The organism is Sphingobacterium sp. JUb56 (assembly GCF_014191365.1).
Classification (GTDB): domain Bacteria; phylum Bacteroidota; class Bacteroidia; order Sphingobacteriales; family Sphingobacteriaceae; genus Sphingobacterium; species Sphingobacterium anhuiense.
On the sequence record NZ_JACHWL010000001.1, the window covers coordinates 4,313,135 to 4,329,013 of the forward strand.

Genomic DNA, 15,879 nt, shown 5'->3' on the forward strand with positions numbered 1-15,879 from the left:
TGGCTAATTATTATGGCTTTAAAAATTCTATCTCGTACTTATTTAAAAATACTTGTCCCTCTATCTTCCAATCTTTCTGTGTCTGTAATTCCATCCAATAGAATATTTGAGTGTAAAAATCTAAATTTTGAACAAATACAGCATTGGCACCCAATTCACAAGGTTTTACTTCAGATACACTTCTCGAACTAAATGCTCCTGATAACTGCATTTTACTTTTTCCTGATACTTCATTTTGAATCTCTCCCGATGAAGTTGATCCCATTTTCCATAAACCTTTCAAATTTGCTCCATAAGGAGATTCTCTTAAATCTCCTGAAAAGCAAGTGAAATCACGTATTTCTTCTTGCTTATAGGCTTTATTAAATATTTGAACTTCTGATGCATCAAAATCGACCAAATCATACGATATCGCGGGACGATAACCAAAAATTAACGGATCATTTGTTTTAATATTATTGATATTCATACCCTCAGTTGTCGATTCTTGTGCTAATGTTCCATTATTAAAAACTTTAATATTTACCTTATCCGGAGCAATTGCTGTAATAACCGTAGTCATTGTATACCACTCACCATTAATTTTGGGAAAACGACAAGTCGCAACTTTTGCACCATCACTAACGTGAACTTCAAGATCATTGCCAAATGTATAATAATTCCAACCCGGTGTAGCGGTACTGGTATTTGAATCCTTTCCAAAAAATGAAGAGTACCAGTACGTATAACTATTCGGTGTAAGAGTTGATGATATTATTGTATTATTCAAATTAAATCGTAATCTAGCAGATATGGTCAATTCTTTAGTCGTCGCTAAATCATAATCACTAGAGTTGCCCAGATTATCACTTACAGCTCTTACACCTAAAGGCATTGTACCATTTCCGTCATATCCCCAAAGTCGAACGTAATTCATCGCTTTTCCTGTTAATTCAGCCTCCTTAAAACTAGGATTTGCAAAAATTGCAAACGTATTACGTTCTTGGTCGGACTTTCCACCATATGATGTGCCAATGCCGCCATGGTTTGATGTAACGATAACTAGCCAATCTTCACTTGCATAGTTTTTTCTAGCCTTTAAACCATCTAAAATATTACCAACATAACCATCCACTTTATTAAGTGCATCTGTATAAGCAGCATTCTCAACAGAGAAACCAGATTCTTTTCCTGCATCTAATACACTTTTGAATTGAACAATCATGACATCATGATTTTTCTTTTCAAAAAGGTCTAACACTTTGTTTTTAATGCCTTCATCTGTATTTTCATCATAAGTTTCATCAGCACTCACTAATAACTTATCATTTAATGCGATGGATCTGGAGACTACAGCCGTTTTAATACTCGGAGCGATAGTTGCCATACGAAACAGCATAGAAGGATATCCTGCAGGATCTTCATGTGGATGATTTACATCTGGTTTCGGAATATAACTTTCATCCACAATACCATGATTGGAAAAAGATACACCACTCATCATGGACATCCATGACGAGGCATCACTCGTATTTTCATCTGCCAAGGAATTAAAAGTATACTTACTCGTTTTAAGTAAATTAGTCAGATTTGGTGGCAACTTCTTCTTTATTTCCTGCCCCACCGCACCATCTATTGAAATAAATAAAACTTTTCTTTTTACTTCCTGATTTCCTGCTTGTTCATAATCTTCATAAACAGCAGGCGGATTTTCATATTTAGTACAACTGCTCCAAAGCATTAAAAATCCTAATGCGTAAACAATTGTTCTTATTCGGTTAAAATTTCTTTTCATAACAATAGATTAAATATCGTAAAAAACTCCAAGTTCAGCTAATGCAACATGGCTTTCACCACTTTGATTCTTGTCTGGGAATACCAACTTAACATATTGCGTTTCCACAATTTTTGAAAAGGATAATTCTCTTACAATAGCTTTTTGCGCTGTAGTTTCGCCAGTCTGTGCTAATGGATAAGTTCCCATTTCAGTCCAATTTTTATTGTCTGTACTGGTGTAAACAATGACCTTGGTCTGGAAGGTATTGTTTATTCTATTTTGAATATAAACCCCTTTAATGGCATTCATCTCTTTCATATTCATCACTAACTCGACAGGAGAGGTCGTAGGTATATTACAACCTGACCAACAGGTATGCCAAAAGGTATCCTTATTGCCATCTTTCATATTATTTATTGGAGCATCAGAAGCAGTAGCAACATTTGCAGTAAATTCATAGGTACCACTCGGTAAATAATACTTAGAACCTAAAGGAGTATCTCCACCAGTAAATGTCAGTGGATTATATTCCCAGATAGCTGTCGTCATTGGAGCATATTTATTTCGAATCTCTCTTTTTGCGGCGGCACTCACTGGGATGCCCCAGGCAATAAAGAAACGGTTATAATCCAATCCAGAGAATTCGCAGAGTTGACGATAGAAATAATCTCTTTTAGCTTGTTCTAAGGCTGTAGTAAAATTTTCATTACGCGCCTTTGTGTAAATAAAAGGGAAAAAGTCCCATCCTGCCTCTGCTTTTTTACCTTTAACTTTATCAAATATCTGTAAGAACGGTGTAATACGCGCGAAAGGCGCATTATCTTCATTAAGTCCAGATCCTGCAGGAAAATTAGAAAAACTTTTAGCTCCAGTTGATTTAGCATATGCTAATGCAAGAGGTATTGTTTCCTTCAATGCTGGATGAAAATCAGTACGATTAGTTTCTCCACGATTGCGTGCCGCATTAAAGATGAATAAGTTATTGGTCGTTTCGCCTAGATCCTGCCAACTCCAAGAGTTACCTGCTTGATAATTGTGCCCTACCTCATGATACGAACCCCATGAAGTTCCTTTTTTAATGGTTGTTGGATTGGTCAATTCATCTAACCAATATTCATCTTCTTGCATGATCCAAGGATTGCCACTATGTGCATAACCTGCAGAAGGATGGATATCCATCACACCACGTTCCCACAAACTTGGGTACCGGTTTATCGGATTGACAGCATTTGGCGTTAACCCCATCCAATTGTAATAATCTTTTTCGTAAGATTCATCCCAAAGTTGCAAGGCTTGATCAACATGATCCATTCTGCCTGATTGAAGAAATCTGACTACTAATGATCGTGGAACTGTAAATGCTGTGCGCTTACCTATTAAATCCATCCAAGGGACATCGTTGGCTAACACTTGCTTTTGCCAATCTGCAACAGACATTTTCCCTAAAACAAAATCAGTTGCTTTAACTGCTCCGGCAACTTTTAAATCAACCGGATTAGGACTTTGAAATGAACTAATAATCCAGATAGTTCCACCATATAAATTGCCAACATAATTGTTACCCGGGAAAAGCTCTTTGCGCGTATAAATAATATTATCTCTTCTAGGCGCATCCTTGCCTGCAAGGTTGTCCGTATGCACACCAACTTGAACCGTTAAACCAATGACGCCAGCAGGAACTGTAATACGAACTACCTCTCCAGCAGGTGCGTAAAGTCCTGTACTGTATATTGGGGGGGGAACATAACTTACTTTATATTTGAAAGCACTGATATACTCCTTGTCCATCAATAAAGATATGGTGGTATCTTTAATTCTCTTGACAGTCTCTCCAACCAACCCTGGATAAATACGTGCTTTGTGGTATAAGCTTTTATCGGCTTTACCCATTGTCGTATCTGTTAAAATTGGGGATTCAGTATCCTCCCCTTTTTGATAGCCATCTTTAAAATCAAAACCTTCCTTGCCACAAGAGGAAGCTAAGGCTATGATCCCTGTCAGAAGGCCGATGATTATATATCTCTTATTCATAATGGTCAATTCTATTGATTAATTTCTTATTTGCGCATAATTAGGGCTCCAGCTCTTTCCATCTAATTTCCAAGCAGATTCTACCGAAACGCCAAGCCATTGATAAATCATAAATGGAACGTCAACAGCATTGGGCACCTGACGGAAAAAAGCATCGCTAATAGGTGGTTGAAAGAAAGGTACCAATTCATTAAAGCTCACCCAAGATACAGGTCCTTTAAGTTCAAAATTGCCTGCTCCTTTACCTGTTTTCTCTGTTAACTTATTGGTATTGACATCATCATAGCCAGGCCAATAACCTTGCAGATTATTCCAGAAAGGAAATTTCTCATCTATATTTGTGACACCGCCGTACTGTTTTACTTCGTCGAAGGTAAAGGCACGATTATAAATTTGAACATTACACATAGAGAGGTCTAAATTATCACCATCCCCAACTGTGTACCCTATAGTAAAAGGGTTAGTATTATCTGTATTGCTATTCTTGATCGAATTTTGCGAGATTTTACCCGCTATAGCAGCTTTAGTACCATCAGTATATGTGTAAATAGAATCCTGAGTACCACTTCTTTTGATAACTACAGTCAAAGCATGCCATTCGCCATCATTTATATATGTGCCAAATGTTTGGTCAGCAAAAGAACTATTGAAGCCCCAACCTCCGCCTTCTGAAAAAATATTCCAACCATTACCACTAAATCCTTTTGAACGTTTTGCTAAAAAAGTTGCGTAGTTATAACCTGAATTTGCCACATTGTGCTTCGCAAAAAATGTAATGGTCCAATCTTCGCTTGTACTCAAATTAAACTTATTTACATCCGCTAGAGATGCAGTTACTTTACCACTTGCAGAGTAACTATACCTTGTTGCCGCACCAACAAAAGGAATATCTTTTGCGCTAGGTCTCGGTAAAACCTTTCTCGAGAACTTGGGTGAGAACATCAGTGTGTAGGTATTTCTTTTGCTATCTCCAAAGGCTGTAAAATCAGTAACAGGAGCTTTAGAATCGCCTCCTTTTCCTGAAGTAACAACAACTAACCAGTTTTCATTGCTATAAGATTTGCGTGTTTTGATCGTATTGACCAACTGCAGCACTTGTTTATCTAGCTTATTGACCGCATCAACATAAACTGTTGACTCATCACTATACTCCGAACTTGCGCCTGCCTGCTCTACATCTGTCAGATGGACAACATTTAGATCTGCACTATCAGCTTCTAATCCTTTAACAGCAGCTGCAACAACTGCTTCATCATTTACGACGGTTTCAACATGCGCATCTTTGCCTAAAAAAGTTGTATAATCTGCAGAAGAGGTATACATACTCGATGCCTTATTTGTTGATTTTAACCTGCTGAACATGGTCGGGTATGTTGCTGCATCCAAAGTTGACAGATCATTTGAAACTACCTTATTTTTGTTCGCATACACTCCCGTCAATAAGGACGATGCTACTGAAGCATTTGTCATCTGGAAATCTGTGGTTGGATCTGCCAAACTACCGTATGACACCATTCCATTACGTGTCATTTCGATCAAATTTGTTGGTTCAATAGCTTGGACCGCTGGTCCTGCCAACCCGTCCACAATAACCATCAACACTTTATCCCTATTCTCAGGACTATCCTTTGCCTCATTAAAATTTTGAAGCAAATTAGGAAAATCTTTGTTACAGGATACGAGGAGCAACATGCCTCCTATGCCGTATGTTATGTTTTTAAATATGTGAATATACTTATTCATATTTTTGTTCTTTTAAGAGGTTAATCTTTAATTTCTAATCGGAAAAAGTTACCAACGTTCTTTTTACCATATTGATAAATGCTACCACCTACTAATAATGCCGGCAAGCCTAACGATGATTTTGTTTCAACGATTTTATTAATTACTCCTGCAAAAGGCGCTTGACTATTGTATCGCTGTAGCAAAGAACCATCATTTTCCAATATCAATAAATTTGATCTACGAATATTATTATAGGTCTCAATAGTTCCATTAACAACTACACGGCCATTGTTCAAAACTTGGGCATAAACAGGAATTCCTGTACCAATGTTTTGTAGAACAAACTGCTCATCCACCGAGCCATCTGTATTGATAAGCGCCACACCGTTAACTTTACCACTAGCTCCTAATCCTTTAAAAACACCTGCTATTGCTATTTTTTTCAATTGCGTATTATAGCTTATACTGATAATGCGATCTATGGTTCCCGTTAAATTGAAAGAAGGGTCAACAGAACCGTCAGACTTAAGACAAACAATACCTGGAGCTTGCTTTCCGTTGTAGGTTGTAAAAGTACCTATAACAACGACACGGTCATTGTCGATCAATGCTGCATTGGTAATTCTACCATTTGCACCTAAATTTTTTAAGGCGAATGCCGAATCCAATGATCCGTCTGCTTTCATACGAATGACATGCTTAGCCTCTGTATAAATTAACCTCTTATTAGTTCTAGAAGAATAGGTATAGTCTATTTTGTAATGTGCTTGAAAATTACCAATCGCCAATACTTTATTATCCGATACACCAAATACTTTGATCGCAGAACCACCTAGCAGCCCACCGTTAAAAGTAGAAACGGTGTCAAAGGAGTTTTTAGGATTGGTTGTGGTATTGATTACATCCACTACCATACTATCTATAGATCCATCAGCATTTATCCGAGTGATGTTATTGACTGCTCTTTTATTATAAATTCCAAAGCCTCCCCCTAAGATAAACTTCCCATCAGTCATTTTGGTAATTGAATTGATGGTTCCTCCAGTCGCGCCTTCACCAAATTTATCCATGGCAGAGGACGTTTTTCCATCGACACCGATAAAATGTATGCCATTGCGAAACACTTTCTTATCAACGGATTCATTTTCAAAATCATAGAATGCTCCTGTTACAATAAAACCTCCTGCATTGGGCAGAATATCGTATACACTTGAACGGAATCCATTGACTATGCCGTAATTTTCATCTAAAGAGGCATCTCCTTCAATTTCCAATCTTGGTCCGTAAAATACCTGTCCATCTACAATGATCTTCGCATTTCCTGAAGAAATTTCTTCAGGAACGCGAATCGTAACCAACGAATCTTTGGCCGCTACGACCTCTACTTTTGTATCGTTAATAGAGAAATCGATATTTCCGAGAAATGGTTTAATGCCTTTGACATAGAAATCCACTAGTTCACCTGGTTTTGCGATTCCCGGTTCAGCGTAATCGGCATAAAAACCTATTCCCAAGGAGCCCTTTCCGCCCGCATAAGGGTCTGTCCCTAGCGCGATATCTTTCGAACATGACGTAACAGCAACCATAAAAATTACAGTTACGTGCCAAATCGTTTTCAATGTTAGTCTTTTCATGATAAATTCAGTCAAATCAATTTTTTTGTATAATTCCTTCGTTTATAGCATCTTCTACAAACAAAGACTTACGGAATCCAAGTGCATGTTGCGAAAATTGAAGCACATGCAATACACCATTGGTCGGCTGGATATCTGAAGTCGCAACTGGTGCTGTAATAAATGGTAAAAGAAATGCTTCTGTTCCTGGGATAGTATATGGGTAGTTAAAATACAACTGCCTATAACCCGCGTATTTAATAAGCTGATTGTCACTTGCTCTGATATCATTGTAAATTACACCAATATTCATTTCTGCACCATCATAGTTTTTGTAAACACCTCCTGGATAAGAGTCCAACTTCATGGTATCTAACTGTATAAAGTCTTTTGCTAAACTTTTACCTTTCACAATATAACGTGCCAAATATTTACGCCAAACCTGCGGTTTTATTTGATCTAAACGAGTGATAGAATCCTGTCCTGTACGCATTAAAGTTTGATTCAATGACCAAATGGATTTCAATATAGATGCATTGGCAGGTGCAAAAAAGGTCACTTCTTCATTTTTCAAGACTTCATCCAATTTCGCGATCTTCAGTGCTACTGACAAAGTATCAAATAAGTCTGGTCTGCTTTCCAGATATTGCCATATGGTTCCGTTATACTTTGGATCATGGATACCTGTATCCATGTAGTCTTCTTTCTTACAGGCACTAAAAATCAGTCCTATAAGTAAAAATAACAATCCTATTCTTAATTTATTCTTCATCTTAAGTCCCCCCTTTAGTTCCAATAATTATTTAATTTCATAAATGGATTGTTTATCAGAGCCGCTTTATCAATCGGCCACGTCCAGCCACCAGAATTAAACGCTGCTACCGACATTGTTGCGGTCGTATATTCAGAATTCAAAACTTTTTTAGTACGCACCAAATCATAATAAAAATTACCTTCTCCAAGCAATTCACGCACACGCTCCCACCAAATAGCATCTTTTAAATCCTCTCCACTATCTGTTATATCAGTCGCTTCGGCCCGCTTACGGATGACATTTACGACTGTACGTGCATCATCATCACGATTCAACTCAGCTAATGCTTCGGCACGTAATAGAATAGGATCTGAATAACGGAAAATCATCTGGTTATCATCGGGATTATTATCTTCTCCTTCTTCCATAAATACATTGGCAAATTTTAGACATTGGAAATCACCATTTGTAGCATAGATATCTTCATCAAACCAAAAGGTCTTTCTTAAATCCTGTTCAGATGGTGGATACATTTTTTCCATAAACTTAGATTCATAGTAGATATACGATTTTTCGGTGACCTTATTTGGTGCGTGTAACACATAATCGGAATAAGAAGCTGATAAGTGAAAGCTTTCACCATAATTGAAATTTTGAACAATCTCGAATAATCCTTCTTTTGTACGGCCTTTAAATATCTCTCTTGTACGAGATAGTTCCAACAAAGCATAAGCGCCTTCATTTTCTTCCATCAATTCTTTACCTTGAGCTGCTACCTTTTCATAATATGGCGCTTTATCTTCATTTGTAAATCCGGCGATCCACATATTGATATGCATATTTAAAGCTATTGCACTTCCTCTCATTGCTTTTACTGCAACCACTGAAGGATCATCGTAAGTCCAAGGTAATTCCTTATAAGATGCATCAAGGTCTGCTGAAATGTTTTTTAGAACCGTAAGCATATTCGTACGAGGCAATGGATCGGTATTGACAGTGGTATAGTAAGGTATATCACCATATAAACGTACCATAAAGAAATAGGCTAAAGAGCGCATAAAAATTGCTTCTGCTTTATAGGCATTTTTCTGAGCTTCAGATAAAAATGGCATATCCTTATTTTCCAATTGATAGATTACAATATTGGAATTTTGAACCATTTTATAGAATTCATTCCACTTGGTAATTTGTGGAAACCCAAAATAAGAAAAATCAGCCTGACGAGCAAAAAGCATATTGAGGTTATTCTGTCTCAATAATGAAATATAATCCCTCCCTGGTCCTGAAGTAGCACTTGTCCTACTGATAGGAGCGCAGCGTAAATCACCTGAGGCTGGAAAAAAAATATTAGTCATTGTGGCCTCTCTAAATGTGGAATAAATACCCCCCATATATTGATCGACATCGCCTTTGTTTGTCCAATAGTTATTACCAGTCAATCGGTCGATCTGCGTAATGTTTAAAAAATCTTTACCACAGGAAGACAAGCTTAAGCTTGCTCCCAGTAATAATGTATATATTAACGTTCTTTTCATGATATCATCAAATTAAAATTGTACACTAAGACCCAGTGAGTACGTTCTTTTACTCGGATAACCGTTTGACCCATCGCGCCCTACACCAGTTACGATCTCAGGATCGGGACCAGAATATCTACTGAATGTATAGATATTGTTTGCTGTAAAATTAATCCTTGCAGAAGTCAAACCATACCGCTGAATCCATTTGCGGTCGAAGTTGTATCCCAATGTTGCCGAATTAATTTTAAAATATGAACCGTCTTCCATAAACATCGTTGAGTTATAACGGTAAGGATTGTACAAAGACAAGCGTGTAAAATCGGACACATTTGGATAATCGGCGTTATCTCCCAACTCGCGCCACACATTATATGCATCTAATGGTACATAAGCCCCTGGAACATAATTCAAATCGCCTTCTTTAATTCCATTCGGACGATCGTAATTACGGAAACGATCTGTCAAAGCTGTATTTAGGATATCACGATCTACTGTATAAGAAAATTGTGTACGTAGAGACCAGTTTTTGAATCTTGTATAGAGTGAAAGACCCCCAGTCACAGCAGGTTGAGCATTTCCAACAAATACCAAATCATTTTCATCCAAAATATAATCGCCATTTCTATCGGTAAAAATAGGATCACCGGCACGGAAGTACTTGCCTTCGGAGAATTCTCCACCTGCACGATAACGTTGACCAGTTAACGGATTAACAGGAACATCTTCATCTGATCTGTATACTCCTTTATAATCATATAATACAAACGTTAAAGGATTTCTTCCTAATCTAAAAAACTGCGGTAAATTAAATCCAGAAGTATTGTCAGGATCAATCAATTGTCGAACTCCGTCAGGCAAAGCTGTCGTATAATCACGGTTTAATGCAAAAGTAGCCGTACCACTTAATTCCCAATCCGAATTGGCTAATTTAGGTCTGAAATTTAAAGAAACCTCGTGCCCCATATTGACCATTGCTGCCTCATTTGTCAACACATTTCCAAAAGCATTGTGATTTGCAATCGCTTTTTTACGTAAAATCTTATCCGACTGCTTGTAATAGGTTTCGTAAGTTAAATATAAAGCACTGTTAAAAAATCCTAACTCAGCACCAACTGACCATTGCGTGGTCGTTTGAGGTACAAGTTCCGTATTGGGAGCATTTGTTAAATCTAGTGAAGTTGTCGGTCTGTTATTATAACGTCCGTCATCAATTTTATACCATCCATAAAGATCTGACAATGTTCCTGTAGGACTAATGGTACGCCCAACTGATCCACGGAAAAATCCAGTATCCCACCAAGAGATATTCTCCATAAATTTCTCTTTTTTGAAATTCCATCGGAAACCCAATGATGGATTTGCTGTCCATGGCGATGCTCCGCCTGTCACTGATGTACCGTCTACACGATACGTTAAATCAATGATATATTTGGAATCGTAATTATATGATGCATTACCCGCATAAGCTATGGAACGAAAATTTGTAAGACTATTCAACAAACCACCTAATGATCGGCGTGTATTATAGCTGATACCTGCTTGAAACTGATCATTGGCTGTTCCTTTAATCCTATTAAGATTCGCCGAAGATTGCGAAATTTCCATCTCCGAAAATCCGTAAATATTAAAGACATGCTTTTCCTTAATTGCTTTTACCCATGAAATTAAATTTCGGTTATATACTTTACTTTTATTATCGTAATAACCGTATACTTCTGAACTATTACCCAGCAATAATTCGGGAGTAAAACGATCTTTAGTTGATGTTGTATAATTATAATTAAAAGTAGATGTCGCTCTTAAGCCCTTAATGGGTTCATACTGCAATTCTACCTGTGCAACGTAATTACCTGTTTTATTTTGATCATCGACATTTAGTGCCGATAATGCGCCCATACTTCCAGAGAATAGCGATGGTGCAGGATAAAGAGATGTCGTATTTACTGATTTTCCGACTCCGGTTTGCATCATCGCATTACCACTACCCATCTGATTTTGAGCTAAATTGGCATTCACATTGGCCATCATTCGGAAACGATCATTTGGTTCATACTGCATATTGGACTGTACCGTATAGCGTTTGAAACCTGTATTGGCAATAATACCATTCTCATCGTAATAGTTCATATTCACTTTGTAGTTGAACACGCGTTCTCCACCAGAGATATTGACGTTATGCGTCTGGTTATAGGTATTTCTATAGAAATAGGATTGCCAATCGGTTGAATTGTTATAGTATGGATTTAAACTATCTGCTAATAAGGGTGAATCATTGATACGCTTATATGCTGCTGCTAATGTAGTATCATTCATCAAAATTTGCTCCACACGTAGCATACGTTCATCACGGCCACCGATCACTTTACGCAATTTTGGTACGGAACTCATGAAAAACTGTCCTTGGTATTGTACCAATGGCACTTTAGAATTTCCGCGTTTTGTACGCACCAAGATAACACCATACGCACCACGCGATCCATATAGAGCTGTTGCCTGTGCATCTTTCAATACGGTAATATCTTCAATATCCTCTGGCGGAATCATGGAGATCGGCGATACACCTGGTCCCGCTGTTTCAAAACCATATTCGTAACCCGAGTTATCATCGATAGGAACGCCATCAATAACAAACAAAGGTGATGTAGGAGTCAAAAAAGCATTGTCACCACTCCCCGAAACATTAAAATTGGAGATACCCCGTACTGCTATTGTACCGCGCATACCTGGACTACCGGTGTTATTTTGAATATTCATACCCGCGACTTTTCCTTGCAATAAGTCGACAAAGTTTCCTGCCGGAATATCTTGAATTTCCTTTCCAGAAATGGTTACTACAGAACCCGTTAATGTTTCTCTCTTACGCTGTTGGTAACCAACAACGACAACTTCATCAATTTCTTGATTCTTACTGCCCATCTCGATATTATACTCGTTTTTAGAGGCTGTAACGGTTGTTTTAACCGTGCCATATCCTTGGTAAGAAAATACCACTACGCCATCTACAGGTGCAGAAATCACAAATCTTCCATCACTACCTGTTTTACCAAGATCTCGTTTTGGTGATTCCAATCTAATGGAAACGCCACTTAAGGGTTTATTATCGGTTCCCTTAACCGTCCCTTTTACCATTTTGGTTTGCGCCAAGAGCGCATTTCCCAACATGCTGGTAAAAAGAAGTATCGTTATACAAAACTGTTTCATAATTGTTAGCTAAATCATTGGTGTATTATCAATCAAATTTTGGTAGCTCATTGGGAAAACGAAATTGAATCTCCCAATCTCCTTCTTCATAAATGGAAAATAATTGTCCGATGTAATAATCTTCTATAAAGCCGGAATCACCTTTTTTACGAAATTTGAATTGCATAAAAGCATAACCTCCTAAAGTGTAGTCCGAGGTTACATTTGTTAAAGGAATCGGATAAGCTACGTCATACACCACCTTGTTATTCTCAAAACGATGATTAAAACCATGTACCAGTTTTTCCCAATTAGTATTTGAAAACTTTTTCGGATCAACAGGATTATTCAATGAATCTAAAAAACTTATTGTTAGTGTTTTAGAATCTTTACCTTTACTTTCTAATTTATTGAAATAGACAAGGACATCACTATTGTACATACCAGAATTAGTTCTATCCGTCCGCATATTGCCCGAAATAATGGAAACATAAGAATATGGTAAAATTGATAATCCTGTGATTGGATCAACAAGACTTGGTTCAAAAGGTCGTTCTCTAAGGGGTTTCAATTTAAAATTACGTAAGTACCGACGGCCACCTGAATTGGTTAATTCAATATCAAAAACATAACCTGAATCTGGTTGGGCTTTAACAAAACCGGAATTTCCAGATTGTCCCCAAAAATTAATATTTCCAGATTTCTCTAAAATTTCTAATAATGGGCGATACTCTGTTTTACGTTTACTTTCAATCTCCGCTAAGGATTTTTCTTCTCCAGTATATGGTTGCTCCCAGATTTTAACTGGAAATTTATCATTGAATAGGGTTGTAGGCTGTCCATCCACATCCCTAACATTGATAATTTTAAATGTTAGCGGTTGGGAGGTGTTTTGTCCGACATTGAGAATATTGTTAAAAAATGTATTTCTTCCTAAAATCGGCTGAAATATTTGGGTATTGTATACAACATCCTCTCCTAAGGAATCCTGATCTGTAGGGATATTTTTTTTACAAGATGCCAATACACAAAGCCCAAGTCCACATAAAGCAATGTGTCTAATCGTGCTATATAATTTCATATTCATATTATTTATTTAGGAGTTTGGCCAGTTTGGAGAAACCATAATTATGACTTGGAGCCAAAATATGTAATCTTCCATTTTTCGTACGGATATTAACTACAGAAGCATTACTTTCCTGCCAGTAACGTTGAAAGATAGAATTGTTCATATCGCTCAAGATAATCTGTTGCTGTCCTCCATTTACAATACCCGAAGCCGATGTCACCTTGTACTTCATTGTCATGCGATACTTATCAATGCTGAGAACTTCTCTCCCTTCGACAAACTCTTTTAGATTGTCCGTATCATAATTTCCATTGAAAGCATAATGATAGGTCAGTGTATCGATCAAGGGCTGTGGAACATCTTCTAAATACAACTTTGGTCTATCAGCTGCGCTTCTCACGGCATTCATCGCATCGATTGCATTAGTAAAGCTGTTATTTGTCATTGCAAAGAAAGTAAGGGTATCCAGTGGATTTTTTAATCTCGCCCGTAGATTTGGAACTCTCTCTAATACTAACAGTAAAGAATCATATACCGAATTCTGCTCTTCTAAAAATTGTAATGTTGTACCATCGTATTCGGTATATTTTACTTGATAATCTTCGTAATAGGTATTTCCTTTTTTACAGCTACTGAGTGCAATGACTAGGAAGAGGAAGGAAAACCCTACATATAATATTTTTTTCATCATGGTTATTATTAGGTTATTTCCAATATGAATTTTGTACCAATTTTGAATTACGCTCCAAGACATCCGAAGATATCGGCCAATAGATTCCTCCATTTGCAATAAGATCATTCAACACCGCATTGTTCTTTTTGATCTTTGCCAAACGTATCTGATCGTACCATCTCCAGCCCTCGCCCATCAATTCACGTCTTCTTTCTAAAAAAATTTCATCTAAAATATCTTTTGGAGAGGTATTGATATAAGGCTTCAATCCACGCTGTGCTTTGATGATATTCAGGTTTTTGATGGCTTCGTCTTTTTGTCCCAGTACGGCTTTAGCCTCAGCATGCAATAAGTATATCTCTTCTAAACGAGTGAATACTAAATTGGATCCGAATATGGAGAAATCAGAATCACCTGAGCCATTACGTATGACCTTAATCTTACTAAAGATTGGAATATCACCATTATAGTTTGAAAAATAATTTGTTCTTATTAACCCTGAAACAGAATCGATTCCAAAGCGAGTATCATTGACATCATCAAAAATATTGTTGATGGTATCTCTGTTAACAAAAATATCTGGTTTTGCTTTGGTTACGATGGGATATCCTAATGTCAACGACTCAATATGACCTGTATTAGTTGCCTCACCAAGCTCGTACGAAGAACGTACCGCTAAAATTTGCGCGCGATCACTTGGTCCAAAAAGACCATTTGTAGGATCTACCAAATTTGGTGCTGATAATAAGGATAAACCTGATTTAGAAAAATTATCAATCACAAACTTCGAGTAGACGTCGGCATTGATGTATTTGCCTTGCCATGCGGCAACATGAGCTAACAAAGAATATGCTGTAATTTTATTGACCAGTACACCTACCCATGTAGAATAGCTTTCACCATAATAGTTTTGAGTTCCCGATGCATATGTATAAGGGAGCTCTTGAGCTGCTTGTAATAATTCTTTTTCTACAAATGCCAGAACGGTAGCTTCTGTTGCTTTATCTACCTCTAAAAAGCTCCCATTATCGTAAGAATCTTTTAATAAAGGAACTTCACCCCATATACGTACCATATAAAAATACATCATAGCTCTGATCGTACGTGCCTGAGCAACATCATATTTAAGATCACGCTCTGTATAGCGAGTATCTTTTGCCATAACTTCTGGCGCACGTTCGATAAAAAGTGATGCTGCATTGATAACAGCATAGAAGCGACGCCAGTCTGTCAAACCTTTAATCAAAGGATAAGCAGACTTTAATTTATTCTCTTGTACTACACGTAAATCAGCACGAGAATAGGAGTTAAAATCGCCAAAACGCATCTCGCCATATACCCAGTGTCCATAATTGTCCACCATTGCTGCGCGCATTAAACCGTATATACCCATCAAGTGTGCGCGAGTATCCGATAAAGAATTCCATTCTTTACCTTCTGCTCCCACATTAACTGCAACGATATCCAATTTTTTATTACAGGATGTGCTTAGCACAGTAATACCCATCATAAAGAGTAGGTATTTTCCCCATTGATTATATCTTTTCATTTTAAACAT

The 15,879-nt window shown here is 37.3% G+C and carries 10 protein-coding genes; all 10 read right to left on the reverse strand.

Going from position 1 to position 15,879, the window contains the following annotated elements:
• Window positions 1-10: 10 nt before the first annotated feature.
• The 10 genes from FHR29_RS18340 to FHR29_RS18385 are packed head-to-tail and all read right to left on the reverse strand — an operon-like array spanning window position 11 to window position 15,870.
• Window positions 11-1,774 carry an alkaline phosphatase family protein gene (locus tag FHR29_RS18340; RefSeq protein WP_183916216.1) on the reverse strand — a complete coding sequence of 588 codons (1,764 nt, stop codon included), beginning with the start codon at window positions 1,772-1,774 and terminating at the stop codon, window positions 11-13.
• Window positions 1,775-1,783: 9 nt separating this feature from the next.
• A complete protein-coding gene (locus FHR29_RS18345; RefSeq protein ID WP_183916218.1) occupies window positions 1,784-3,787 on the reverse strand; it encodes a M60 family metallopeptidase in 2,004 nt (667 codons plus the stop codon).
• An 18-nt stretch (window positions 3,788-3,805) separates the two neighbouring features.
• The gene (locus tag FHR29_RS18350; protein WP_183916220.1) at window positions 3,806-5,530 is read right to left on the reverse strand and encodes a LamG-like jellyroll fold domain-containing protein; all 1,725 of its coding nucleotides are present in this window, start codon (window positions 5,528-5,530) and stop codon (window positions 3,806-3,808) included.
• 20 nt (window positions 5,531-5,550) lie between these two features.
• Window positions 5,551-7,146: a DUF5008 domain-containing protein gene (locus tag FHR29_RS18355; protein ID WP_183916222.1), complete on the reverse strand. Its 1,596-nt coding sequence runs from the start codon at window positions 7,144-7,146 to the stop codon at window positions 5,551-5,553.
• Window positions 7,147-7,162: 16 nt separating this feature from the next.
• On the reverse strand, window positions 7,163-7,897 hold the full coding sequence (locus FHR29_RS18360) for a fasciclin domain-containing protein (RefSeq protein ID WP_183916223.1): 735 nt from the start codon (window positions 7,895-7,897) through the stop codon (window positions 7,163-7,165).
• 14 nt (window positions 7,898-7,911) lie between these two features.
• Window positions 7,912-9,414, reverse strand: coding sequence for a RagB/SusD family nutrient uptake outer membrane protein (locus tag FHR29_RS18365; protein WP_183916225.1), 1,503 nt, complete (start codon window positions 9,412-9,414; stop codon window positions 7,912-7,914).
• A 12-nt stretch (window positions 9,415-9,426) separates the two neighbouring features.
• Complete coding sequence (locus tag FHR29_RS18370) at window positions 9,427-12,600, reverse strand: SusC/RagA family TonB-linked outer membrane protein (RefSeq protein WP_183916227.1); 3,174 nt, start codon at window positions 12,598-12,600, stop codon at window positions 9,427-9,429.
• A gap of 28 nt (window positions 12,601-12,628) precedes the next feature.
• Window positions 12,629-13,660 (reverse strand): DUF5007 domain-containing protein, encoded by a 1,032-nt coding sequence (locus tag FHR29_RS18375; protein ID WP_260292205.1) that lies wholly within the window; start codon window positions 13,658-13,660, stop codon window positions 12,629-12,631.
• A 7-nt stretch (window positions 13,661-13,667) separates the two neighbouring features.
• Window positions 13,668-14,339, reverse strand: a complete 672-nt coding sequence (locus FHR29_RS18380; protein WP_183916232.1) for a hypothetical protein — start codon at window positions 14,337-14,339, stop codon at window positions 13,668-13,670.
• Window positions 14,340-14,352: 13 nt separating this feature from the next.
• Entirely contained in the window at window positions 14,353-15,870 is a 1,518-nt protein-coding gene (locus tag FHR29_RS18385; protein WP_260292206.1) for a RagB/SusD family nutrient uptake outer membrane protein, read from the reverse strand.
• Window positions 15,871-15,879: the final 9 nt, after the last annotated feature.

Excerpts from the sequence above, each read along its gene's own strand:
- FHR29_RS18340 (WP_183916216.1), bottom strand. The coding sequence starts at position 1,774 with ATGAAAAGAAATTTTAACCGAATAAGAACAATTGTTTACGCATTAGGA.
- FHR29_RS18345 (WP_183916218.1), bottom strand. The coding sequence starts at position 3,787 with ATGAATAAGAGATATATAATCATCGGCCTTCTGACAGGGATCATAGCC.
- FHR29_RS18350 (WP_183916220.1), bottom strand. The coding sequence starts at position 5,530 with ATGAATAAGTATATTCACATATTTAAAAACATAACATACGGCATAGGA.
- FHR29_RS18355 (WP_183916222.1), bottom strand. The coding sequence starts at position 7,146 with ATGAAAAGACTAACATTGAAAACGATTTGGCACGTAACTGTAATTTTT.
- FHR29_RS18360 (WP_183916223.1), bottom strand. The coding sequence starts at position 7,897 with ATGAAGAATAAATTAAGAATAGGATTGTTATTTTTACTTATAGGACTG.
- FHR29_RS18365 (WP_183916225.1), bottom strand. The coding sequence starts at position 9,414 with ATGAAAAGAACGTTAATATATACATTATTACTGGGAGCAAGCTTAAGC.
- FHR29_RS18370 (WP_183916227.1), bottom strand. The coding sequence starts at position 12,600 with ATGAAACAGTTTTGTATAACGATACTTCTTTTTACCAGCATGTTGGGA.
- FHR29_RS18375 (WP_260292205.1), bottom strand. The coding sequence starts at position 13,660 with ATGAAATTATATAGCACGATTAGACACATTGCTTTATGTGGACTTGGG.
- FHR29_RS18380 (WP_183916232.1), bottom strand. The coding sequence starts at position 14,339 with ATGATGAAAAAAATATTATATGTAGGGTTTTCCTTCCTCTTCCTAGTC.
- FHR29_RS18385 (WP_260292206.1), bottom strand. The coding sequence starts at position 15,870 with ATGAAAAGATATAATCAATGGGGAAAATACCTACTCTTTATGATGGGT.